Source organism: Brevinematia bacterium (assembly GCA_039630355.1).
In the GTDB taxonomy this organism is placed as follows: Bacteria; Spirochaetota; Brevinematia; order DTOW01; family DTOW01; genus SKYB106.
Genome location: JBCNVF010000045.1, coordinates 1 through 25,571, shown reverse-complemented (window position 1 = coordinate 25,571; position 25,571 = coordinate 1). Strand labels below are relative to the sequence as shown.

Genomic DNA, 25,571 nt, shown 5'->3' with positions numbered 1-25,571 from the left:
GTAGTTTTTCTGCAATTAATATATCCATCATTTTGCCTTTATTTTAAGGGCAAGAGGAGTTTATTTAAAATTAATTTTTACCAAACTCTTCTCCAAACTTCAGACTAAAAACACTTGACTTTTTGAAAGTATTTTGTTAGATTTACAGAGTTGTAACCTTTTGGTAAGAAATAGAAAACTCATTTATTCACCTAGGATTTACTAGATAGGTATGGTAAACGAGATAACCAGATCATATAGTCAATACATACACTTTCTGTCATTGGCAGATACACATAGTTTACTTTTGATTAGTTTAGTGACATGCATTTAGATATGAAGTGTTTGGGTTACTAGAATATTAATGGCTTCGTCAATTCTCGTTAGTTGGTGAATACTTTGATCTTTAGTCTGGAGAACGATTCTGTCAGTCTCCGCTGATGTTGTATTGATACCTAGCGGGGCTGATGGATTTGCTTCTATATAATGTAAAGGAGAAAATTTGTTTCAATAGCTGTCTTTTTTAGGGAGGCTAGTATGAATATGTTTCTCAATTTTACATTAAAGGGTTCTAAGAAGCAGATGATAGGTAGAAGAAGCTTTCTACAAACCAACTGGATTGCAACAGATTACGATTGTATATTGACACACAATAGCAACTGCGAAACTGTGTGTAAACTTATTGCAAATTATGACAGCGAAGTAATTGATAGAGCAACAAACATTCTTGAGTTGAATACACTAGACGATTTCGGTTCACCTTCTATATTTAACGAGCAAGAACACAAAGATGAAAACAACACCAAAAGGACAGTAGAGCTTGTTGGAAACTTGATTACGGAAAATATAGAAAACGCATTTGAGTACACAAGCTGGTTCGTTGCACATAAGTTCAGAGTTTGTTATCTCAGTGAGAAAAAACTAATCATGGCAATATCTGCTGAAAGAGTAATACTTACTGATACACCGATAAAAGTCACACTGCAAAAGTTATTTAGATTGTCTATTCCGGATCAGGATTCAAAAACACAAAAAGAATCTAACTAAGGAGGTAACAATGGATATAATGGAACTCATTGGAAATTCACCGAATATGCTAAGATACCTATCCGAAAATGCAAATGGGATTATAAAGTATAGAAGTGAGTTCTTCTTGAGAGATCTAAAGAAAATATTCAACAAACTCGGGATAAATAGGTATACAATCAGAATCAAGATCAATGGGCAAGAACTAAAGGAAGAGAATAACACAGACAAACTAATAGACTTCCTTAAAATTAACAACACAGATGGGAAGATGGAGATAGAGATAGCTGTGGATAACAAGAAGCACAAATTTGTTATAGACCAAAGTGCAGATAATGTCTTTACGTATGAGAAGACCTACCAAATACTACAGCAGTTATTTAAAGGAACAAAACTGAAGAAAAAATTCCAAAAGTTCTACGATGAAGCTATCAGTTCCGAAATGATCAGGTTTATAGAACTTATCTTTATGATTAAAGAAGGAGTTTTGAACGAAGTAAATTCAAAAAGGAAGAAATTCAAAAGTCAACAACAAATAAGAAACAAATTACTAAAACTGAGAGAGAAGGTAACTCAGGAGGCTTTTGTAACAATGAATCTTGCACCAATTGTATTTGAGCGTCTTTTCTTAGAAGATAACCTTGACTCTATTCCAGATGAATATGCAGAAGAATATGAAGAAATAACGAAAAACACGAAAAACGTCATAAGGTATATCTTTTGGTTTATTAACCAGAATCTCAAGGAAGCTTATTTTGATGAAGATAGGTTGTTCATCACACTATTGACCACAGAGCTTCACTTTAGCTACTCTCTGTATATCTTTATGTCAATTACGGAGGGTATGCAAGACTACCAAGAGAATGATGAATAATAAACAACTTAGAGGGTGTTTGTATGTGTTTACTAGCTTATTTACCTAAAAACAAGACAATGAGTTTAAGTGAAGTGATGAGTGCATATTACGGAAACAGGGATGGGATGGGAATTGCACATGAAGTTAATGGGAAGTGGTTTGTTGAGAAGGGAATAACAAACCCCGAAGAATTTCAAAAAAAGATTGAGACTCTAAGGAAACATAGGAAAATAGTTCATTTCAGGGCAGCTTCTTCAGGTGGTATTGACCCCGACCTCACACATCCATTTGAGACACGAAAGTTCATAATTGCGCAAAATGGAACGCTTCCAAACTGGGAAAACCTACAGAAAACTATCTTTATGCTCAATCCAATGCAAATAAAGTGGGTTGAGTACAACCAATTATTTAACTACAATCCCGAAAAAATCTCAGATACAAAGCTCATAGCATTTCTTCTATATCTCGCTGAGGAGGATACAATAAATATTGACAAAGTTCTGGAAATTATCTCTAAGGCTGGAAGGGTTGCTCTGATTGTGAAAGAGGTAAACAAGATCTTATGGTTTGGGGATAGAAAGGAGGATAACGAACGTGTATTCTCAAACGATTCTTACAAGTTCTACGCAAACAGAAGGTTGTGTAATTCTGATTGGAAATAGGAAATCAGATTTAGTGTTTATAGGATATTAGATAATACTTTGGCAATGAGAAAACACCGTCATATAAAGGATGGGTTTATGAGCGTTGACAAGGACTTTTGCGTTAGATTTTGGAACGTGTTGCTGAAGTAGCAGAAAACTTGACTTTTATGAAAACTTTCTATGAAAATAACACAAACCTTACATCAAGGAGGTCAAAGATGGCTGTAAAAGTCGCAATAAACGGTTTTGGGAGGATAGGTAGACTAGCTTTTAAAGCCTTAGTTGAGCAAGGGCTTTTAGGAAAGGAGATTGATGTAGTTGCAGTTGTTGATATTGTAAATGAAGCAGATTACTTTATATATCAGCTTAAGTATGATTCAGTTCACGGAAAGTGGGCTCACAAACTGGGTGCTGAAAAGAGTTCAGCTTCTGCCGAGTATAACGATGTTTTAATTGTTGATGGACACAAGATCAAGTGTCTGCTTGCACCAAAGGAAGGGTTAAGTAAATTACCCTGGAGAGAACTTGGTGTTGAGTATGTCATAGAAGCAACTGGACTTTTCACAGAGGAAGAGAAAGCTAAAGGTCATCTTGATGCAGGTGCCAAGAAGGTCATTATTACCGCTCCCGCTAAAGGTAATATCAAAACTTTCGTTATGGGGGTTAACCATGAAGAGTACGATCCTAAATCTCATCATATAGTTTCTAATGCTTCCTGCACAACAAACTGTTTGGCTCCAATTGTGCATGTGCTGATAAAAGAAGGAATTGGCATCGAAACTGGGCTTATGACAACCATTCATGCCTATACTGCAACGCAGAAAGTTGTCGATGGACCTTCTAAGAGAGACTGGAGAGGTGGTAGAGCTGCTGCGGTAAATGTCATTCCTTCAACAACAGGTGCTGCTAAGGCAGTTGGAGAGGTCATACCAGCAGTCAAAGGTAAACTAACAGGCATGGCATTTAGAGTGCCTCTAGCCGATGTATCCGTGATTGACCTCACATTCAGAAGCGAAAAAGAAACTTCAATTGAAGAAATTGACTCTTTGATGAAAAAAGCTTCTGAAACTTACCTAAAAGGAATCCTAGGATACACCGATGAAGAAGTTGTCTCAACAGACTTCATACACGATGACAGATCATCCATCTACGACTCTCTCGCAACCTTGCAGAATAACCTCAAAGGTGAAAAGAGATTCTTCAAGATTATTTCCTGGTATGACAATGAGTGGGGTTATTCTTGTAGAGTTGTTGATCTACTCAGGCATATGATCTCTAAGGACAAGGCTTAGTTTGGTGAAATTTGCTTTCAGGGGGTGATGAGAGTCCCTAAGATTAAAGGAGGTTATTATGAATAAAAAGACTGTTAAGGATGTTGATTTATCTGGGAAGAAAGTCTTTATCCGTGAGGACTTTAATGTCCCACTTGATTCAAGTGGGAATATAACTGACTACACCAGGATAGATTCCGCTTTACCAACTATCAGATACCTGTTAGAGAGAAACTGTTCATTAGTTCTGGCTTCACATCTTGGAAGACCTAAGGGTAGAGATCCAAAGAGTAGCTTGCTTCCGGTTCAGAAAGCTCTGTCCGAAAGACTAGGAATAAATGTTAAGTTCGTTTCAGACTGTGTTAATGAGGAAGCTAAGGAAGCAATAAGAAATCTAAAGCCTGGTGAAGTTTTGCTTCTAGAAAATGTCAGATTCTACAAAGAAGAAGAAGCTAACGATGAAAATTTTGCTAAAAATTGGGCCGAGCTTGTTGATGCTTTCGTCTGTGATGCTTTTGGCAGTGTCCACAGAGCACATGCATCTGTTGAAGCTTTACCTAGAATAATGAAGCAGATGGGCAAGCCTGCCGTTGCAGGATTTCTCGTAGAAAAAGAACTTGAATACCTTGGCAAAGCTCTGGATGATCCAAAAAGACCATTTGTTGCAATACTTGGTGGCTCCAAGGTCTCAACCAAAATAGACGTCATTAATTCCCTGCTTAACAAAGTTGACAAACTCCTAATAGGCGGTGGAATGATGTTTACCTTCTACAAGGCTATGGGTATAGAAGTTGGTAAGTCGCTTCTTGAGTCAGATTATATCTCAGTAGCTTTTGATATCCTACAGAAAGCGAAAGAGAAAGGAGTTTCAATAGTATTGCCGGAAGATGTAGTTGTAACCGACAATATAGAAAATCCAACAAAAGTTAAAACCGTAAGTAAGAATGAAATACCATCAGATATGGTAGGTGTTGATATTGGAAGTGCTACCATAAGACTCTTTAGCGATGAGTTAAGAAATGCTAAAACTGTCTTCTGGAATGGTCCTCTTGGAGTATTTGAGAAGGATGAGTTTGCTAAGGGTACTGTTGAGATAGCAAAAACTCTGGCTAATCTTAAAGATGCTATAAAGGTAATTGGTGGTGGGGACTCGGCTGCAGCAGTTGCCAAAGCAGGAGTTGAGAGCAAGATGACCCATATCTCAACAGGTGGTGGCGCATCACTGGAGTTTGTTGAAGGTAAGCCTTTACCAGGAGTTGTTGTTCTTGATGATAAGTAGTTCTTAGGAGCCTTAACGGCTCCTCGCGTTTATGAATATCGAAACTTTTGTTTTAGGAGTAAATCAAACTAATTGTTACTTAGTATGGGGTGAGAGCGAAGGATTAGTAATAGACCCTGGTGACGATCCTAAACTACTAATTGACATAGTGAATGCTAGGAAAATCAAGCTAAAGTATGTCATCAACACTCATGCGCATTTTGACCATATAATGGGCAATAACACACTGGTTTCCTCAACAGGTGCAAAGCTTGCAATTAACAGATTAGACGTAGAAATGTTATCTAATGCCTTTTATAACCTTTCAGCTTATTTTCTAAGTCCCTTTTGCTCTATAAAACCAGACATACTTCTAGAAGATGGTAGTAAGCTTTGTGTAGAAAGTGAAGAATTTACAGTTATCCACACGCCCGGACACACACCAGGGGCAAGTTGTATCTATTTCCCTGAAAGAAGAGTTGTCTTTACAGGTGACACTTTGTTTAGATTTTCCTATGGCAGGACAGATCTTTTTGGCGGAAATGCTGAAGATATGCTAGCTTCTCTAAAGAAGTTGCTAGCTATCCTTAAGGATGAGGATATTTGCTTACCAGGGCACGGTGAGAACTTTAAGTTTGGCGAAGTTAGAAAATGGATAGAGGAGTTAGTCTAACCTTCATAAAGTTTAGAATCCTGCTTACTTATTCAATGGAAATTGGAACTTATTGTCTGGAGAGTCCCTTAATTTGAGAATTCTTAGCTTTACCATACAGAATTATTGTCGTGGGCATAGAAGTCATCAAACTCGGTGATATAATAGTGCTCAGACCTGGAAAATCTCTTACAGTCTTTGATTTTGAGGATCTAGTAAACCCTATTCCAGAGCTTCCGAAGGAAGCAGTAGGTATAGTGTTAGATCTTCTAGATACAGTTGAAATAGACTCATTTGGTGTAGCTACCATAATCAGGATCATGTCTTACGCTAAAAGTAATAACCAGAAGTTTTCTATCGCAGTAAGTAATAACAAAGTACTCTTTATACTAAAGATAGACAAACTTGACACAGTTCTACCCTTATACAATAGCGTAGAAGAAGCAATCAGTCATATAAGAGGTTGATCAAAAAACCAGCAATTTTCTCTACACTCCCCACTCCTTCTACCATCTTCTTACCAATATCTCCTCTTCTTTTCCTCTCGTCCGAGTTATTAAATAACAAAATAATCTCATCAGAGATCTCTGTTACCCCAAATTTATCAAACAATTTCAAATTATCACCAAGCAAAATCTTCTGCCTTCTATACCATCTATTACTCCATCCAGCATCTCTGTCAACAAACATTATAGTAGGCTTTCCATACCCAGCAGACTGCTCTGTAGCAGTACCTGCACAACTCAATACAACGTCACTGTTGACAAGCATATCACCAAAAGAGTTGTAAGCTAGGACAACCTTAATTATTCCCTTAGTTGCTATCATTGAACAGGATGTTTTTTCTTCAACTCGCCACCCATGCTGAGAAATAGTACTAACCAGTTTCTCAACAGATATTCCACTACTTAACGAACAAAGGACATTGAAAAAACCAAACTTTTCAAAAACGCTTTCAACTACATACAACAGTTTTACAAGCATCCTATAAGTAGTTTCTCTACTACCTGGTAGCAAAAGCAAAGTTTTTAGGTTAGGATCTAGCCTATAGTCAACACCAAAAAAATCAACAGAGTCTACCATCGGATTTCCAAAGTAAACTGTCCTAATACCAAGCTTTCTGAAACACTCATAGGTATATCTGTCCCTAGGAATAAAGTATTCAGCACACTTCTTTATAAGCATTTTCTCAAACCACATATGTTTTTCAACTAATTCGCTCTTATAGACCGAATTGAAGACTATTCTAGGAGCATCCCTTAAAAACGCTTTAGCAAGAATAAGAAGAAAAGGATCTCCCACAACAAGTGCCAACTTAATTCCCCTGTAACTTCTGAAAGATCTCACAAACCTTACTACTTCAAACAAAGCCCCACTGGTTACATCCTTAAGAAAACTTTCTACAGAATGTAATGTCCTGCCTCCAGAGCCTAAATTCCTTGGATTAAAGCCTACTATTACTCTATTGTCTACCCTTAAGTTTCCTATCAAAGGGAAAATAACTACCTTTAAGCTTGTATCTAACTGTACCAGTTTGTTAGCAATTTTATTTGCTATAACAGTCTCACCGAATCCGTTTGAAAGAATTGAGATCATCACAATACCTTGAATATGATCATAGTCTCATCATCATGCTGTGGAGCACCTGCAACAAAAGCATTAACATCCTCTAGCACTTTTTCACTTATCTCTTTAGCAGAAAGTTCATGATGCTTGAATATAACATTTTGGAGTCTTTCTAGACCGTATAAATCGTGTGAATTATTCATAGCTTCGGTTATACCATCAGTGTAAAGAACACCTATATCACCTTTATCAAGTATTACAAAGTCCTGCCCGTAGTCCATCCCCGGCATAATACCAACCGGCATTCCTTCGGTGTCAAGCAATTCAAATTCTCTCGTCTTGCTCCTAAACAATAGCAAAGGCCCATGTCCTGCATTAGAGTAGTTAAGTATTCTTCTTTCAGCATCAAGCACACAGTAGAATGCTGTAGCATACCTATCTTCAACAATATCACCACTTAAGGAATTGTTAAGCTGTGATAGCACGATATTCGCATCTTTATCAAGAGAAGCTACAGTCCTAGTAATACTTCGGATCATAACCATTATCAATGCTGCTGGAACTCCTTTTCCCGAAACATCTGCTATAATCATAGCAAGTTTATCTTGCCCAAACTTTATGTAGTCAAAGTAATCTCCCCCTACACCCTTAGCAGGAATAGAAAAACCGTACATATCAAGTTTTTGGGTTGATGGAAACTTTCTGGGAAGCAGACTCATCTGAATTTCACTTGCTATACTTAAATCCCTCTCAGCTTGCTTCTTCTCAACAATCTCCTTATACATCTCAAATTGCCTTATGGTCACCGCTGCTTGATCTGCAAGTGTCTGTATGAGTGATAAATCACTCTGAGTATGCGAAGCTCCAGCAGACTTATTTAAAACAGCCAATACTCCCATTATGTTATCCTGAAGCTTGAGAGGAGTTACTATGACCGACTTTATATCAGCAATACCCTTAGCAGTTTGCAGAACTCTTGGATCCTCTTCGGCATCTTTTATAAACAACGTTTCACCAGTGCTTGCAGGTAATCCTATATATGTATCCCCTACAGCAATCTTAGTAGACTTAAATATTTCAACAATCTGACTTTCTTTAAGCACAACAGATTGATCAACCCTTATAGGCTTAACCGGCGGGAAAAGCCCCTTGACATACTTAACACTTAAGGTATCACCCGTCGGATCCTTTAAAAGAATAGCTGCAGCTTTTGAGGAAGTTCCCTCAATAGCAGCGTCAATTATCTTAGCGAAAACCTTATCCATATCAAGCTCTACTGACAGAGTATCACCTATCTCCCTCATAAGCTCTATTATCAGCGATTTCTCCTTCTCTAAATCCTGTATTCTAAAGTCCATATCCATAACATCGGCTCTGAATATTTTGTAAGCAGTAGCAACCAGAAATATACAACCTGCTAATTCAAGAATGTAATAACCAATACCTTTCGTAGCCTGTATAAACACTATTGAAGAGAATAAATAAAGAGTACCAAATAAAGAACCAGTAATAACGTAAAGAAACTTAGACACATAAATATGTGGCAACATCTGCGCAGTAAATCCGTAAACCCTAGCTACGGGAACTATAGAGTATATTATTAGGCCAGTTTTCCATAACCCATATATCCACCAGCTCTCCAGTAGAAAACTTGCAAACTTCTGAGTAACCACAACTTGTGTTTCGTTGTTCCCTATTTTTATAAGAACATTCAAAGGATCTTTAATTGAAACCAAAACCGCTGAAAGCAATCCTATCAATGCAACAATGTTAACACTCAGCGTTATCACATTTACTATGTTTCCTCTTTTCTTCAATGAACCGATCAAAAACAAAAATGAGTAAGAAAAAGAAATAACAAATATTACCTCAAAAATGTGCCACAAGAAAAACCTCAGATTAAATAGGTTCTCATTCTGCAGAGATTTTATTATCTCTCCTGTAGTTGGATCTTTGTGGACCAAATAGAAAGACCCATATAGGTTTATAGCTATATATGTTATCTCCTTAGCAAAAAGGATACTAAAGATGATTCCTAACAGCAAAAATTCCTTGTTCTTGTTCCTCTGGAACTCAAGAAACATAAATATTAACATCACAAAAGAAATAAATATCTTTGTCACTTGGAAAAAATCCAAAGGCATAATCTCTACCTCCTAGAGTATTACTACTAAATTATCGGTAAGTAATAACTATCTACCGAAGTTCCTACAGACACTAATATTATCAAAAATCAAAGTTTTACTTTCAATTTACCCCAAACTGAAGCATAACGATATACGATATCATCAGTCTCACAACAACTTTACCCTTCTCTCAAACTTTCAAACTTAACAACTTATCAAACCCCTCTTCAGAGTTGTAACACTCCTCTACCAACATCCCTTACCACTAATCAATTTTGGGAAATCCTCATTAGTTGCAAAATGTCACTGCACATTGAGCTTCAGTTACTGAAAAATATCTACCCAATTCCAACAAAAACTGCAAAAGAAAAGGGTTTTCATTTTTGAAAGAGAGAGCTTGAATTTTTGAAAATTAATTTAAATCCTAATTTTGGGAGGGGAAAATGTTAGATATACTACTAAGTGTAATTGTTTCCATCATTACTGCTTTCATCGTAACTTTAATAATCAGAAGCAGAGATAAAAACTTGATCAGTTTTGAAAAACTAAAAAAGTTTACTGAAAAGCAGATGGGTGATTTTGGGAAATTTGTAAGTGAAAAAGAGAAGTCTCTTGAGGATCTTCTTATAAAGGTTGAAAGCAACTTGACTATTGGAAAGAACTTGATCTTCGCAATAAACGAGAAGATTGACGAGATCAAAGGGGGGGAGAATGAAATAAGTGAAGCTATGAAAAAACTAAACGATGTTAAAAATGAAATTAGTAACATCTTCTCTTCAGTTGATGAGATTAAAAAGGAGTTTGGCAAATTTAAGCAGGACTCAAAAGAAGCTGTCAAGGTTCTGCAGGATTTTAAGGACATTCTATCAAAGGTTACCACAGCAAAAAGTGAAGTTACCAAAGAGATGAAGGACCTTGAGAATAAGGTTTCAGAGTCCCAGAAGAATATAGATAGAATCATTGGGAGAATAGACTTTTTGGAAGATTCTCTGGAGAATTTTTTTAAATCGGTTGAACAGAAAGTCAAAAGTGTAGAAACCGAACTTAACGGTAAGCTGAAAGAAGTAGTTGAGTTATCAAATATCATAGGAACTAAAGTGGATAACGAATTTGAAAAAGTTTTCTCTGAGATGGAGACAGTTTTCCAAAAGATGAAATCGGAAGCTCACGAAAAACTTTCTAAACTAATCAAGGAGTATGAAACAGCACTTTCACAAGATATAGACCAAAAAGCCAAGGAACTTAGAAGGTATGTTGAAGACAGATTAGGCAAAAACCTTTCTAATGTTGACGAGATCGCTAAAAAAGTTTCCGCATTAGAGGAAACTACACAAAAATATATCAGCGAAATTACAGGACTTAAGGAGAACGCGTTGAAGAAATTTGATGAAGTTAACACCAATATTGAGAATCTTTCATCCTCAATTGACTCTACCATCAAAACCAAAACCAACGAAATGTACAACTTGCAAAACAGGTTTAACATCTTAGATAACTCCCTTAGAGAGTTCAATGACAGACTAAAATCGTTAGATCTAGACTTCTCTAAAGTTAAACAGGATATAGAGAATACTAAAGACTATTACACCTCCATGATAGTGTCTGAATTTAACAAGATAAAGGCTTCCCTGACATCAAGCGTAGGAGAGAAAGTTAAGGGGGTAGTAGAAGAGGTTAATAAAAGGGTTGATTCCTACATTAGTGATAAGATGAAAGTCTTAGAAAACACATTCGCTCTAAAGCAAGAAGAGCTTTTCAGTAAGTTTAGAGATACCTTTGAGGCTATAAGGAATAGCATGAGCAGAGAAATAAACGACTATATCAAAAGCTTTGATTCCCAGATAGACTCCATAAAGGGTGACTTCATCAGTGACATTCAAAAGTTGGACAAAGAGTTTTCTGAAAAATTTGAGATGATCTCTTCACTTAACGAGAAAATAAGCAGTATTAATGAAGAAGTTTCAGCCATAGATAGATATGTAAAGAAATACAACGAAGTTGTGTCATCTTTGCTTAAAGAAGCTGAGATGAAGGATAAGGAAGTTAGAGATTTGTATGTAAAGTTTACAAATGAGATGATAAACAGAATCGGAGAACTATCGCAAGATGTTGATATGAGAATAAAAGTTGTTGTGGATAGGATAGAAAAAGAAGTTCTTCAAGCAAAGGAGAAGTTCAACCAAAACGTCAACGATGTGTATGAGAAGTTTGTAAATGAAATGAAAGAGCATATTTTAGAACATGTTGATAACCTTAAGGTATCGTTCAATAACACTGCAGATATAATGCTCTCAAGGGTAAGATCAGAAATGGACAATATTGACAAAAGGATTTCTGGAGTTAATAACCTTCTGGAATCAATATCTAGCGATATCTCAGACAGGCAAGAGAAAATAAACCTATTAAACGAGGAACTTGGTAAGATTGATGTAAAGATTACTTCAATGGTTTCGGATTTTGAAACTAAGATTGACGAGAAGAAAAGCCTGATGGGAGAGATGTTTGACGAGTTTACTAAGAAAGTGGACAATGTTGTTTCCTCCACAGGTGCTAAGTTCAACATCTTTAGGGAAGAGTTAGAGAAGCTTTACTCTTCCGTAGAGAAAAAGTTTCAGGAGATAATAGCAACTTACGAAAAGAGGTTTAGCGATACAATTGTAAAACTTGAAAACGACGTTGCAGTGGAACTTAATAAGATTAAGGAAGATCATTCAAGATCTTTAGGTGAATTTGTCAACTCTAAAAACACTCAAGTCTCATCAGAGTTAGAGAACGTGCTTAAAAAGTTTGAAAAGAGCTACGAAGCAAACATTTCGGCATTTAGGAACAAGTTTGATTCCTTCCTAGACTCCCTACAGGGAGAATATAGCTCAGTGAAGGAGACATTAAAGAACTTCCTCTCTAGCCTAGGGGAAACTAAAAAAGGCCTTATTGAGGAGTATAAAGGGTTAGAAACCGATCTTAGAAGTAAACTGAAAGAGACTGAAGATAAAGTCGTAGAGTTTTACTCTTCTAGAATTAACGCAATAAAAGACAAGTTTGAGGAAGTAGTGAAAAAGCTTGAGGAAGAATACAGAGTATTTAAGGATACAGTAAAAGGGAAATATCTATCCGAAGTTAGTGAGTTCTCAGAAACTACAAAAAAGAACTTTGAAACATCCTTAAATTCAATGTTCACCAACTTCAAGTCTCAACTTGACAAGCTTGCCTCTTCTCTTTACTCAATGGAAGAGAAGTATAAAGAAAAGGAGGTTAACCTGACATCTCTATTCTCAGCTCTTGAGAAAAATCTTGAAACAGAGATGAAAAATAAGTTTGATACTCTTGATAGGTTTGTTGCTAGTATAGAGACAGGGTATAAGGATAAAGCTAACAATATAGTTTCCAGACTCTCAGAGCTTGAGTCAAAGGTTTCGGAAGCAATATCTATGGTAAATAGTAGAGTTGAAAAAGTTATTGACGATCTTGGATTAAAGGCTTCAAACTTGATCAAAGTATATAGTAATGAGCTTGACAACAAACTAGAGCAATTTGACAAAACTGCTGAAGAGCTAAATCTCAAAACGACTGAAGTTATCTCTTCTCTCAAAGAGAAGTTCAATTCTCAGATGAGCGAGTATCTTGAGCAGTTATCGGAAAAAGTAAATAGTGTTGAAAAAAGAATAGAAGAGTATTTTATGGAAATTTCTAGAAACTTAGAAATGAAGGTTGGTAAGTTACAAGAAAAATCTGAATCCGAGATATCTGTATGGGTTGAAAGATTAAGGAACGATTTTGAAAAAGAAAAAGAATTCATTCTGACTAAACTGGAAGAGTCCAAGTCTGATGTAGACAGTGAGGTAGAAAGGGTAGTATTAGGTGTGAAGGGGCAAATAAGAGAATTTGAGAACGAGATTATGAGAAGAGTAGTTAGCTTGAAGGAGGAAGTCGGCTCGCTCTATTCCAATGAAAAACAATTGATAGATTCTCTTCTGGAGAACACTAGGGCTAACATTAGTAATCTCTCTAAAGAGGTTGAGAAAAAAGCTCAAGACTTCAGAAACTTCACTGACTCCTACTTTAAAAAGTCTTTTGACACCATCTCAAATATTGAAAAGAAAATCAAGGAACTAGAAACAAACTTGAAAAAGTTTGACAAAGCAAATGAAGTTGCGGTGACTATAAGCCTTAAAATGAACGAACTTAAAGGAATAATGTCAACGATAGAAGAAAACAGAAAGTTTGTATCTTCTGTCTATAAAGATATTGAGGAGATACGAAAGGAAAAAATAGAACTTGAGAGGTTCCTAAACTCTTACCAGAAAAACTCTAAGATAGTCAAAGAAATACAAGATAGAGTAAGTTCTCTTGAAGATCTGATAAACAGGTTGTATAATAACGTTGAGTTTGTAAGAGATAAAGAAAAATTGATAATAGATGTTTCCAATAGGATCACAAAGTTTGAGAAAGATATTGAGGAGATAGCTAGAATCCTAGGAAGCCTTGAGGCCAAAAAAGACTTGGTAGAGAACATGCTTGCCAATGTGAATTATCTTAAGAATAACTTCTCAGATTTTGAGAAGAAAGTTGGAATGATAAACAGGGCTATCAGTGAAGCTATGAAGGAAAAAGAAAGAATAGAAGGGGTTCTCTCTTCAATACACTCCAAACTTGATGAAATACTTAATGCCAATCAAAAGCTTGAAGGAGCTGTAGATAAAATATCAAACATTGATGGACTCATTGTCCACATAAATTCTGAATTAGAGAGAGTAAAAAGAGTTAAGGAAGACCTGATAAAACTAGGTGAGAGACTGAATTCCGCAATAGATGTTGCCAGAAGATATTTAAACGATATTGAGACTAGAACTGGAGTAAAGACAAGAGAGCCTGAGTTATCAAGTGAACAAGTTTCTAACATTATCAAGCTTCATAGGCAGGGATGGAGTGTAGATAACATAGCAAAAGCAGTAGGTGTCTCAAGGGAGTTCGTTTCACTGATAATAGAGAAATATCTATAGTCTCGCAAGTGGAAATTCCTAGATTTACTGGTTAGGTAGGATTTGGATAACAGAAAAAAAGATCGGTTGCTCTGAGGGAGCTGTGGATAAAAAGATCCTAGGTAGGGTTTATAAATACCTATCACTAAAGCCTAGAACCAAAAAGGAGGTAAAAGAGTATATCTTGAGAAAATTTAATTTACCTCTATCAGAAGTAGAGAATATAGTAAACTATCTCTGCAAGAATGGGTTTATAGATGACGATTTTGTAAAAGAGTCTTACGTACATTCAAGGATACTAAAAGGTTTTGGGAGGAAGTATATAAAGCATAAACTCATGCTTAGAGGTATAAGGGTTGAAGATAACGAGATAACTCTTGATATAGATAGGGTAGTTGGGGTTGTGCTAAGGAGATATGGGAAGGAAATTGCAGAGGGGGACAGGGTGAAAATAAAAGCTAAAATACACAGATTTCTTCTGAGAAGAGGATTCTCTAAAAATGAGGTGAATTTGATAATTAGCAAGATTTTGGACAATTTGGACAATAGGTAAACTTTACTCTGGGTTAGAGGGTTTGTTTGACTGACCTTGGTTTTCGTATCTTATCTGCAACAAGGTCATCAGAGTTATGACGTATATATCTTCTGCAGAGCAACCACGGGATAGATCATTAACCGGCTTATTAAGTCCAACTAACGCAGGTCCAAAAGCTTTAGCTTTACCTATCCTTTGAGCTATTTTGTACCCTATATTTGCTGAATCTAGGTTAGGGAAAATGAAAACATTTGCTTTACCACCAACTTTTGAGTCAGGGCACTTTATTTTTGACACTGCTGGCGATATTGCAGAGTCAAACTGTAGCTCCCCGTCAAAAACAAAATCAACATTTCTCTCTTTCAGTATCCTCACGGCTTCTTTTACCTTCTCAACGGAAGCCCCTGCACCACTACCATGAGTAGAGTATGAAAGAAGTGCAACCATTGGCTCCGCATCTAGAAATATCCTCGCTGAGTCTACTGCGTTTATAGTTATGTCCGCAAGCTGTTCTGGTGTTGGATCAACAACTAATGCACAGTCAGAGAAAATAAGTTTTCCTCTATCTCCAATACTCTCATCCGGCGAAACGATTACAAAGAAACTGGAGACAGTCTTTATCTGCTTTTTCGGTTGGACTATCCATATACCCGCTCTTATCACCTCTACCGTTGGACTCATACTTCCTGAAACCATACCATCTGCAATACCCTTCCTCACCATCATCGCTCCAAAGGCATTAACATCACTTGATATATATCTATAACATTCATCCTTAGATATACCTTTATGCTTTCTAATTTCAAAAAACTCTTCACTGAATTCTTCAATCCAACTAGAAGTTTTCCACTCAATAACTTCAAATTTGGAAAGGTCAATATTATTTTCTTTAGCTACCCTATTAAGAAAGTCTTTTTCTCCTAAAAGGATAACTTTTACGTTAATTTTTTCTCTATACAGCATATCTACTGCCTTCAAAACTCTCGGATCACCAGCTTCAGGGAAAACTATACTCCCACTTACCCCCTCAATCTTCGCTTTCACCTCACTAACAAAATCTATCATATTTACCTCCAAAAATTTAATGCAGTATTTTAAATACTGTAATCCAATACTCTCAAGAGACCAAATTATAGACCAATAAATCCAAAATTTACAACTAAGACTAGTCCTCTCTCTATTTTTCTCACAGTCTCTGCTGGAACTGAGTAAACATTTCTCTTTAGCAAGTACCTAAGAAGTTTAGTATGAAATGGAATATTGTGATTAAACTAGCGCTACCTAAAACTAAAGAAAGTAAAACGGTCTAGTAGTAAACCCTATGCAAGTAGAGTCCATTCGGAGGAACTAATGAAGGTTTGCTCTTTTCATCTTTCGCAAGAATGCTTTTAATAAAATTTCTATCATTCCTCCTTTCTGCTTCAAGCAGTGATGAGACTATACCCCTAGCCATATTATACATAAACCCATTGGCAACTATGGAGAAAACCATAAACTCTCTGATTCTGAAAACTCTCAGACTTTTTACAAATCTGATAGTGCTCTTGTAGTTTCTCATTGAGGAGATTGCTAGAAAATCGTGTTCCCCCAAGAAATCCTTAGCCAACTCTCTGATGAACTCAATGTTCCATTCCTTCTTCTGTGGTATGTAGGAATAGTTGCTTATGAAAGGATATAGACATTCTTCTCCTAGAAACATAAGGTATACGTATTTCCTTAGCTTAGCTGAAAACCTTGCATTAAAGCCAAGAGAGACTTCTTCAGAGCGAACTATTCTTATGCTATGTGGTAACGAATCGTTTAGTATTTTCTTAAACTTATGCACAGGTATTGAAGTGTTTGTTGTTTTGAAATTAGCAACCTGTCGTATAGCATGTGCCCCGGCATCAGTTCTACCTGCTCCTATTACCCTAACCTTTTCTCCAAGAATTTTACTTAAGGTTCTCTCAAGTGTTTCCTGAACAGTATTGGGAGTATTTTTTTGCTTTTGCCATCCTTTGTAATAGCTACCATCATAGCTCAAAATCAGCTTCACATTCCTACATTCTCGGGATGACATACCCATAATCGCCATCTTCTATCTTTGCTCTCTTTTTCTCAACATCCACTGTCACAATATTTGCGGAAACACCAAGTCTATCCTCATTAATGATCCTAGGAGATCCTACCATATACATAAGTTTGGATCTTTCGTCATACTTCGCCATCTCGCTAATAATATTTATACTCTCCGTTTCTAAGACAACATCCTTTCTAAGAAGTGCAACTCCTTCGCTTAAGAATCTTTCAACAATCTTAGCCATAATCTTAACTTGCCCACGATTCGCTACATACATGACATCTCCTACCATAAGTTCGTAGTTATTCTTTCTATCTGATAGAAGATAGTCGGAAAATATAACTTCGTTATTTGAAAAATTTGAAATACAGACATTAGTCATAGCAATGTGTAACGTATCCCTACCAGCTTCAAACTCCGACCTAAAGTATTCCGAAGTTATTATAGATCCCTCGTTAGAGATCTTTACCCCACAGGTAGCTATATAGTCTTGGACCTGATTATTGGTAAAGTTTATTGCTATTCTCTCCGAACTTAGCGTAAAATTTGTCCCAGTAATATACACATTTCCTAAACCTATGTATCTTTTTATCTCAATTCCCCCAGAAATTCTGTTGCTAACCGTAAAGATAATAGCACTGTCGCTTCTTATGTTAAAGTTTGAGGAAACAACTCTGGAGCTCCCAGAAAGTTTTATTACATTGGATCTTGAAAAAATCTTTATCACATCAGAGAAGATCTCTACACTGTTGTTTGATAAATAGGAATTGGTTTTTGAAATCACGGATTCCTCATCTTGGTCAAGGATTAAAACATCTCCCCTGAGAAAAATGTTTTCCCTTGGCAGTGTTAAATGAGGATTTTTGAAAAATATTACAAAATTACTGTCGCCATAATACTCGCTGTATCCTCCTTTAACAATAAGACCACTTTTCAAATCTCGCAATACTACATTGCTTCTACCAATAGCTAAATTATTAGTCTCAAAATACTCTATAACTTCCGCAGACATTCTGATATTACCCTTCTCAACATACGCATTACCCGTAAATCTAGTATACCCTCTCTTGAAGAATCCCTCATCTCCACTAACGATCATTTTGTCTTTCTGTGAAACTGAAGAAGATTTCTGAGCATAGGAAGGAAAAAGTGCAAGATTTACGATATAAAGCATCAGTATTCCTAAAATGTGTTTACCCTTCACCCTCACAGTAAAATATTATAAAACACTCCCGATCCAAATCCAAACCTAAAAACTTGCATCACAAACGAAGTAGTATTTCAAACAAAAAAGACTAAAACGAACCTCATTCTTAGATTCTTGAACAACTAACCTTTTCTAGTCTACGCTGAGTAAAGAAAAAGATATTTTGAAATTTGAGACCAGAGTACGAAAAAATAATGCTAACTTCTTACTTTTGCCAACATTTGGAGTTCTGTATGGAGTATGGAGCCATATTGGATAGGATTATACTTATCTCGCTATCTGAGGCAGAAGACAGGGGATTTGCTAAGGACAAAATGGAAGAAGAAGGTAAAAGAATGTTTGAGGAATTTATTACCAAGGGGTATATAAGGAAAACTCCGTCCGAAATGATTCTGGTTCCCATGTATTCGTTTGCAGTATTTTTGAAAATGCTGTATGAGAGTAAAGGTAATCCTAAGTCTCCAGTAAGTGCTGAAAAAAACAGTAACTGGATGCGAGATACTTCTTTATGTTTTTTAAACGTTAGAGCTACTGCTCCTTCTGATCATGTCCATGGAGATTTCATAAATGCTGTCAAGGTTTTACCCGTTCTGAGGGTTGATGGGATACATCTATCTCCTTTCTTTGACCATGCCTTAAGAATTCTCTACGCCTTAGACTGCTTATGGGTAATCTCCGACGACTTCGTAAATAAGTTTTACCTTTCTCTAATCCCTGCTTACGATCAATTGAGGTTTTTTGTAGGAACAGCTCACCTTATGGACAAAGTAGTAGGTTTTGATCTTGAACCACATACATCGCAATTTTCAAGAGTTGCTCTTGAATATCCCCACTTTTTCAGATGGATAAAACTACAAAAGTATTCCAATGGAAATATAAGTCTTGCGGATAACCTTTCGCAAGAAGAACAACTATCACCAGAATATCAGAAAAGAATCTATGAAGAAGTGAGGGAAGTAGTTAGAGAAAAATTGAGAAAATACAAGCTTAAATCTTTCGCTAGAGGTGACATCCTAGACATAAGAACTGCGCATCTTGAGTCTATCTACGAACTCATAGAAAGAGGCATATGGACCGTACCATCACACACATGGAATGGTGTGGGAATACCTGAGTTTTCTCACTACGTATATGACAAAAACTATCCAGAGTTTAAGTATATAAATGCAAAGGGGGAAGATCATAGAGGTCATGCTTTCGGAATCTTAACTCCTTACAAGTTCTATGACAATATCAGGATAAATTCTCTTCCAGATCCAGAAAACCCACCCGTTCTGGATAGAAACGTTTTGAAGTTCTTCTCAAACATTCCTATAAGGATGATTGAGAAGTTCAGTTTTGACTTCGTAAGATGGGATTACACGGACCATGTTTTTGACTCAGTCTTGAACAACAATCCTAATTATCCAATATCTGATAGACTCACTCCCTATGTAATAAGCTATACTGTGAAGAAAGTGAAAAAGAAATTTCCACATGTCGGCATGTTTTTTGAGAGAATGGGGGATGAGTTTAAGGACTACTACAAAGTAGGAGCAGATACAATACTAGGACCAGATATCTGGGAAGATATCTCTAAAAGTTATATAAAAAAGGCTCTAAAGCTTTCTACTAGACTAGGTAGATTCAATTCAAAAAAGAGCAGAAAGGTAAGTGTGATGTTTGCGGTAGACACTCACGATACCGAAAATCCAGTGATAAACAGATCTCCACTGAAGAGAGAAGGGAAAAAAGGAATTCTTCTGAGATTCTTCCTGTCAAGATTTGCTAGTGCTGGTGAAGGTAGAAGACCTAAGTACGAGTGCATTGGCATAAACGAAGGAACAACTGGACTTTATGAAGCTAATATATCACTAAAAACATTGGAATGGAAAAATGATAAAGATATAAATGAAGCATATCACAACATAGAAGACACTTACTTAAAGCTTCAGAAGACAATCAAAGAAGGGAATATAGAAAAGGTTAGTGCTAAGGGCAAAGTAGTTTTCTGGAAGATCTCAAGTCCTAATGGCAACATCTGGTGTTTTGTCAATACATCATCAAGATCCTTAAGCTTTGCTTTTCCTCAAAAGTTCTCTTATCTTCTATTTCCATACACCAGCACTAAGAAAGAATATCTTGAAAGAGTAAAAATAAGCTCCTTTGAACCAATTATTGCAATTGAGTAAGTCATCGCAAGCTTGGAAAATAGGTAAATAAGATTCTAGACTTTCTGCTTACCCTACTTCCCTTGTCTCTGTATAGCATTCGTCAGTCACAAAATTTCACCCTATATCAAGTTCTTCACCTATCAAGAAGAGTGCATACTCAGTCCCGATAAAACCCAAGAAAAGTAAAGGAAAACCTATGCCCAATTCTAAATTCCAGAATTTATTGACAAATTTTAGGTTTTATTAGAAACTAAGGAAAATTGTATTTTTGCTATAAACTAGTTTATAATATAAACTAACAGAAGGTGGGCTTATGGATGATAAAGAGATAAGAGATATAATAGACGAAATACGGATAATAAAAGAGATGGTTTACAAGGATAAGGAAGTTGTTGAGAGGTTTATACTCTCGAGGACTATACGGTATTTATCACTGTTTTTTGGAATGTTCTTTCTGGTTGCGTTTTGGGGCATTTACTGGGCCAGAGTTAGTGGAGTTCAAATAAGTGAGGGGATGGTAATGTATCTGATAGTATTTAGCTTGGTTGTGATGTCACTTGTAGCTGGGGTTATTAAATTCTTTAGCTGGAAGGTAGTAGATCCGAATTTTTCTCCAACCTCGTTTATATATAGGATTTTAGGTGTGAGTGTTTTAAAGTTCTTCGTAGTTGTCATTACATTAGTTGTTTTTCTATCTATATACTTATCCTTAGGCGGTCTATTGCACTACCTTTTACCTACGATTGGAATAGGAGTTGGTCTACTCTACCTAGTGTATGGGACTGCGTTTCACAATACAGATTTGGAACTACTGTCCTATTATCTCATTTTAACCAGTTCCATAAGCATTCCTTTCATTGCACATAGGCATGTAGAGGTTTTTCTATGGACGGGAATTGTTTTTGGTTTAGGATTTATCTTGTTCTTTGTTTTTACTACTGTTAGAGCAAAGAGGAAAGGGGTGAAATGAATTTTGAGTTAGACAAGAACATACATGAGAGGGCACGTCTTCTTATAATGGTAGCGTTGGCAACAAGTCCTGATAAGAAACTATCTTTTAATGAGCTTAAGGATATTACCAAGCTCTCTTCTGGCAATTTATCAGTGCAAATAAAGAATCTTGAAGATGTGGGGTATGTTGAGGTAAGAAAGTTTTTTGAAAATTCAAAACCCAAGACAGAGGTAGTTATCACAGATAGAGGTAAAAGATCTTTGGAAGAGTACTTAGATACAATAGAAAATATAATAAAGCTCTACAAAGGAGGGGAATATGAGTCTGATAGTGCTTAAAGATGTGGTCAAGGAGTATCGCAAAGGAGATGGCAAGGAAAGTGTTAAGGTTACAGCTCTTAGGGGTATAAATCTGGAGATAGAGAAGGGAGAGTTTCTTGCTGTTATGGGACCCTCTGGAAGTGGTAAAACAACACTTCTCAACATCATAGGTTGTTTAGATGTTCCTACTAGCGGGGAGGTTATATTCAACGGAGTTACCCTCACAAAAGCCGACGAAAATTTTCTTTCTGAGTATAGAAAAAAGAACATTGGATTCATATTTCAGTCATATAATCTTATTCCTGTGCTAACTGTGAAGGAGAATATAGAACTTCCTCTTACGATTGACAACACTCTTCCTCAGGAAGAGAGAGAGAAAAGAGTTATGAAACTTATTGAGATGGTTGGGCTTAAGGGTATGGAGAATAGATTCCCTAGGGAGATTTCAGGGGGTCAGGAGCAAAGGGTAGCAATTGCCAGAGCGTTAGTGAAAAAACCCTTATTTGTTCTCGCAGATGAACCTACTGCAAATTTAGACTCCTCAACCGCTGAAGAAATAATTGAGATTATGAGAAGGATGAACGAGGTAGAAGGAACAACCTTTATATTCTCAACCCACGATCCCCGTGTTGAGAGACACGCAAGAAGAGTTATACTTCTCAAAGACGGACAGATAGTTTCAGATGAAAGGAGGTAGGAAATGCTCTTTAAAATGGCTCTTAGGAACATACTGAGGCATAAGAGAAGAACACTAATTAGTGTTATCACTATTGCCGTTGGTATAATGTTCTACATTGCGATGGATTCTCTTTTTAACGGAGTAGATAGGCTATTGGTTGAAAGTATAGTTAAGTTTTCGGATAGCTCAATAGTTGTGTACTCTCAGGAGTATGATGAAAATCGCAGAGGTTACCCATTGGATAGAGGAGTGAAAGACTTTGAGTTTATAAAAAAGACAGTTTCTGCCATAGATGGAGTTGAAGGCGTTGTGTATAGAACTCAATTTCTTGGCGAGCTGGTGTTCGGTAACAAGTCTAAATACATAGTAGGCACAGTGATAAATCCTTCTATAGACTCACAAGTTTTTGAAATAAAGGATCATATTAAGGGTAGCTACCTTTCTGGTGATGGTGAAGAGGTCCTGATAGGAAGCATTCTCGCTAAGAAACTTGGAATTAGACTTGGAGATTATATAACAATAAGTGCTAGAACGGTTGAAGGAACCTACAATGCATTAGATTTTAAAGTTGTAGGTTTAGTTGAATCTCCTAACGTTTTACTTAACGAATCAGGTGTCATTATCTCATACACTTCTGCCAACAAGCTTCTAAATCTTAGAGATACCAAAACCTTAGTTCACGTAAAAGTAAAATGGAACAAAGGCGAAAGTATTCCTTTTTACCTAAAAAACCTGGAAAAAATATCAAAAGAGATGAGAGATAAGCTGGAAGGTTATAGGGTTTATACTGTCAAAGACATATACGGTGACTTCTTACTTCTTATGGATCAAAAAAGAACAACATCGTATCTGATAACATTTCTAGTTTTGATAATTGCTGGTGTAGGTATAGCAAACAGTATCCTAATGGCAGTTTATGAGAGGATCAGAGAAATAGGGGTCTTGATGGCTATGGGCATGAAACCGATAACAATAAGAAGACTTTTTCTACTAGAGGGAACCCTAATCGGGGTGATTGGCGGGCTTTTTGGTATCATCTTAGGTGTTATAGCTGATATCTTTATGATATATGTGGGGTATGATATTTCTTCGTTATACAAGGAGTTGAATCCCTCTGATCTAGGTATGCCGGTTTGGGGGGTATTTTATGGAGAATGGAACATCTGGGCATTTGTAGTAGGGGGTGTATTTGCCACACTAACCGCTATTATCTCAGCTTACATACCTTCAAGATATGCTTCCAAACTTAGGGTTACTGAGTGTTTGAAGTTTGTCTAACTCTTCGTTGCCTGGACTTAGCTTTACAGCCAAGAATATTACATCAGTAAAAGGTGTATCTAAGAGATGTAGAAAAATTCCTATCAGAAGATCGGTTGAGTTAAACGAACCTGAGGCAATCAATCACTTTGAACTTGGATATATGTCTTGAGGATAGGTAGGCTGAAATTAGTGATACTAAAAATACGAAGGAGAAACTTACTACGAATCCCCACACATTCCAGACACCGTATATAACTCCCCAGACAGGCATCCCCCACTCTTTTCCGCTACCCCCGAATATTGAAAAGTCAAAGCCATAGCTAACAAGCAGTATATTTAACATACCTCCAGTGAATAATCCAACTATCCCACCGACTATCCCCACTATCAACCCTTCTAACACGAAAAGTGCTCTGATTTGCTTTGGGTGCATTCCCATAGCCATCAGAATTCCTATCTCTTTCACTCGCTCATATATGGACATAAGAACACCATTGGCAATGCCAACTCCAGCAATTATGAGTATTATCGCCATTAGAAAGTAATGGTCAACTCCACCTTGTCTCATAAGTTCAAGGAAATATCCATGAAGGTCCGCAAAAGTATACACCTTATACCCCGTAAGCTGAGGCTCTAGAACGCTTGCTATCCTTTTCACCCTCTCTACATAAGAGGATAAACTCTCTCCTTTGTGCCACTCAACTTTTATGTGAAAAGATGTTTTTAAGTCTCTTAGACTAAGAAGATCATTAGCAGATGAGTAGGACATTATTATACCCGACTCATCTACCAATACATTGCCTGTCTCAATTACTCCTACTACCCTAAAGTCTATGGCATTATAAGTTCCATCTACCGTCCTAGCAGAGACTGTTACATACTCACCTACGTTAATACCCAAAGACTTAGCAAGAAAACCACCTATTAATATTTCTCCCTTGTTTCCCAGATATTCTCCCTTGACCTTCTCGCTTACCCTGAAAACCCTCTTATCCCTTTCTGGATCAACAGCAATTCCAGTAACATACTTCGATTTAGCACCAAATATCACTTCACAAAGAAACTGCGTTCTATACGTTGTTTCTAGATACTTGAACTTTTCTCGGATTACTTCATCAATACAATTGAAATCTTTAACACCTTTGTTTACTGGAAAACCTCTTCTGTTCTTATCGTAGTCTTCAGGGTAGACCACTATTGAACTGTCGGAGAAATCAACAACTCCCTCAACAAACATTCTGTCAATTCCATTGTAAAGAGAATCCATTGTGATGTATACAGAGGTTCCTATTATGATGGTAATAACAATTAGTGCATTCCTTCTCTTGTGTCGGAATATACTTCTAATAGCTATTTTTAGGAGCATAGAAAAAGTATTAATGTTTTGTCATAGTTTATTCAAAGAACAATTTTTAAATTAAATAATGTAGTAGACTGAAGTTTCAGACTTTAGTATCATCACTCCAGCCTACTACTTAACTATTAGTATCCCCCAACTACCACATTAGTGAAAGTGATAAGAGACCTGTAGTTCTGCCCATTGTTGTTATCCCATGTGCCACTGTTGTTATTAAACACAAACTGATAGTTGTTACCATTCACCACTCTTATAGTGAATATCCACCAACCATTTCCTTCGTTTGTCATTCTTATACCGGGCGAAGTCGTCCAATTGCTTCCATTGTAGTAATGAATGTTTACAACACTCCAATCAGGTCTGTAATATCTAATAGTTACATTCACAGGAGCAGAACCGCTATATAAAGGTCCTATACCAACAACTCTATTACTAACATATATCGTATTGCCTAAAGAAACTCTTGATATATAGTCTCTGTTTAAATTGTTATCCCATGTCCCAGCATTGTTATTAAACACAAACTCATATTGATTAGAGACAACATCTATTGTTCTACCCCACCATCCATTACCCTCATTAGACATAGCTATACCCGGTGAAGTTGTCCATCCATTTCCACCATTGTAGTGAATGTTAACACTACTCCAACTACTACTATTGAAGTACTTGACCATTACCGTAGGAACATT

General features: G+C 36.6%; 21 protein-coding genes. 14 read left to right on the top strand and 7 right to left on the bottom strand.

The window, feature by feature from the left end; genetic code table 11:
* The first annotated feature begins 516 nt into the window (after window positions 1-516).
* From ABDH28_03465 to ABDH28_03435, 7 genes are all read left to right on the top strand, one after another.
* On the top strand, window positions 517-1,026 hold the full coding sequence (locus ABDH28_03465; GenBank protein MEN2998079.1) for a hypothetical protein: 510 nt from the start codon (window positions 517-519) through the stop codon (window positions 1,024-1,026).
* Window positions 1,027-1,036: 10 nt separating this feature from the next.
* The gene (locus tag ABDH28_03460) at window positions 1,037-1,879 is read left to right on the top strand and encodes a hypothetical protein (protein MEN2998078.1); all 843 of its coding nucleotides are present in this window, start codon (window positions 1,037-1,039) and stop codon (window positions 1,877-1,879) included.
* A 23-nt stretch (window positions 1,880-1,902) separates the two neighbouring features.
* Window positions 1,903-2,523 (top strand): hypothetical protein, encoded by a 621-nt coding sequence (locus ABDH28_03455; protein ID MEN2998077.1) that lies wholly within the window; start codon window positions 1,903-1,905, stop codon window positions 2,521-2,523.
* 200 nt (window positions 2,524-2,723) lie between these two features.
* Window positions 2,724-3,797 carry a type I glyceraldehyde-3-phosphate dehydrogenase gene (gene gap / locus ABDH28_03450; protein MEN2998076.1) on the top strand — a complete coding sequence of 358 codons (1,074 nt, stop codon included), beginning with the start codon at window positions 2,724-2,726 and terminating at the stop codon, window positions 3,795-3,797.
* Window positions 3,798-3,855: 58 nt separating this feature from the next.
* Window positions 3,856-5,055, top strand: a complete 1,200-nt coding sequence (locus tag ABDH28_03445) for a phosphoglycerate kinase (GenBank protein ID MEN2998075.1) — start codon at window positions 3,856-3,858, stop codon at window positions 5,053-5,055.
* A gap of 31 nt (window positions 5,056-5,086) precedes the next feature.
* Window positions 5,087-5,707 carry an MBL fold metallo-hydrolase gene (locus tag ABDH28_03440; protein ID MEN2998074.1) on the top strand — a complete coding sequence of 207 codons (621 nt, stop codon included), beginning with the start codon at window positions 5,087-5,089 and terminating at the stop codon, window positions 5,705-5,707.
* A gap of 110 nt (window positions 5,708-5,817) precedes the next feature.
* Entirely contained in the window at window positions 5,818-6,153 is a 336-nt protein-coding gene (locus tag ABDH28_03435; protein MEN2998073.1) for an STAS domain-containing protein, read from the top strand.
* Here the strand turns inward: ABDH28_03435 and ABDH28_03430 are convergent.
* Both ABDH28_03430 and ABDH28_03425 read right to left on the bottom strand, forming a co-directional pair.
* Window positions 6,134-7,285, bottom strand: a complete 1,152-nt coding sequence (locus tag ABDH28_03430; protein MEN2998072.1) for a hypothetical protein — start codon at window positions 7,283-7,285, stop codon at window positions 6,134-6,136. The genes ABDH28_03435 and ABDH28_03430 overlap by 20 nt on opposite strands.
* Window positions 7,282-9,396, bottom strand: coding sequence for a GAF domain-containing SpoIIE family protein phosphatase (locus tag ABDH28_03425; GenBank protein ID MEN2998071.1), 2,115 nt, complete (start codon window positions 9,394-9,396; stop codon window positions 7,282-7,284). The genes ABDH28_03430 and ABDH28_03425 overlap by 4 nt, the downstream gene beginning before the upstream one ends.
* 425 nt (window positions 9,397-9,821) lie before the next feature.
* On the opposite strand from ABDH28_03425, the gene ABDH28_03420 reads away from it, so the two are divergent.
* Together ABDH28_03420 and ABDH28_03415 are read left to right on the top strand one after the other, a co-directional pair.
* On the top strand, window positions 9,822-14,378 hold the full coding sequence (locus ABDH28_03420; GenBank protein ID MEN2998070.1) for a hypothetical protein: 4,557 nt from the start codon (window positions 9,822-9,824) through the stop codon (window positions 14,376-14,378).
* A gap of 82 nt (window positions 14,379-14,460) precedes the next feature.
* Window positions 14,461-14,910 (top strand): RecX family transcriptional regulator, encoded by a 450-nt coding sequence (locus ABDH28_03415; protein MEN2998069.1) that lies wholly within the window; start codon window positions 14,461-14,463, stop codon window positions 14,908-14,910.
* A gap of 3 nt (window positions 14,911-14,913) precedes the next feature.
* Here the strand turns inward: ABDH28_03415 and pta are convergent, their stop codons facing one another.
* From pta to ABDH28_03400, 3 genes are all read right to left on the bottom strand, one after another.
* Window positions 14,914-15,957, bottom strand: coding sequence for a phosphate acetyltransferase (pta, locus tag ABDH28_03410; GenBank protein ID MEN2998068.1), 1,044 nt, complete (start codon window positions 15,955-15,957; stop codon window positions 14,914-14,916).
* Window positions 15,958-16,198: 241 nt separating this feature from the next.
* Window positions 16,199-16,927, bottom strand: a complete 729-nt coding sequence (gene truA, locus ABDH28_03405) for a tRNA pseudouridine(38-40) synthase TruA (GenBank protein MEN2998067.1) — start codon at window positions 16,925-16,927, stop codon at window positions 16,199-16,201.
* A 4-nt stretch (window positions 16,928-16,931) separates the two neighbouring features.
* Complete coding sequence (locus ABDH28_03400) at window positions 16,932-18,161, bottom strand: hypothetical protein (protein MEN2998066.1); 1,230 nt, start codon at window positions 18,159-18,161, stop codon at window positions 16,932-16,934.
* 230 nt (window positions 18,162-18,391) lie between these two features.
* Here ABDH28_03400 and ABDH28_03395 point away from each other — a divergent pair, with 230 nt between their 5' ends.
* The 5 genes from ABDH28_03395 (at window position 18,392) to ABDH28_03375 (ending at window position 23,540) form a co-directional block, all read left to right on the top strand.
* Entirely contained in the window at window positions 18,392-20,329 is a 1,938-nt protein-coding gene (locus tag ABDH28_03395; protein MEN2998065.1) for a hypothetical protein, read from the top strand.
* Between the two features lie 295 nt (window positions 20,330-20,624).
* Window positions 20,625-21,281 (top strand): hypothetical protein, encoded by a 657-nt coding sequence (locus ABDH28_03390; GenBank protein ID MEN2998064.1) that lies wholly within the window; start codon window positions 20,625-20,627, stop codon window positions 21,279-21,281.
* Window positions 21,278-21,601, top strand: a complete 324-nt coding sequence (locus tag ABDH28_03385; GenBank protein ID MEN2998063.1) for a transcriptional regulator — start codon at window positions 21,278-21,280, stop codon at window positions 21,599-21,601. Before ABDH28_03390 ends, ABDH28_03385 begins: the two co-directional genes overlap by 4 nt.
* A complete protein-coding gene (locus ABDH28_03380; protein ID MEN2998062.1) occupies window positions 21,582-22,280 on the top strand; it encodes an ABC transporter ATP-binding protein in 699 nt (232 codons plus the stop codon). Before ABDH28_03385 ends, ABDH28_03380 begins: the two co-directional genes overlap by 20 nt.
* Before the next feature lie 3 nt (window positions 22,281-22,283).
* Entirely contained in the window at window positions 22,284-23,540 is a 1,257-nt protein-coding gene (locus ABDH28_03375; protein ID MEN2998061.1) for an FtsX-like permease family protein, read from the top strand.
* Between the two features lie 100 nt (window positions 23,541-23,640).
* Here ABDH28_03375 and ABDH28_03370 read toward each other — a convergent pair whose 3' ends face one another.
* A complete protein-coding gene (locus ABDH28_03370) occupies window positions 23,641-24,888 on the bottom strand; it encodes an FtsX-like permease family protein (GenBank protein ID MEN2998060.1) in 1,248 nt (415 codons plus the stop codon).
* 116 nt (window positions 24,889-25,004) lie between these two features.
* Window positions 25,005-25,571: carbohydrate binding domain-containing protein (locus ABDH28_03365; protein MEN2998059.1), on the bottom strand; the 567-nt coding region annotated here is incomplete at its 5' end.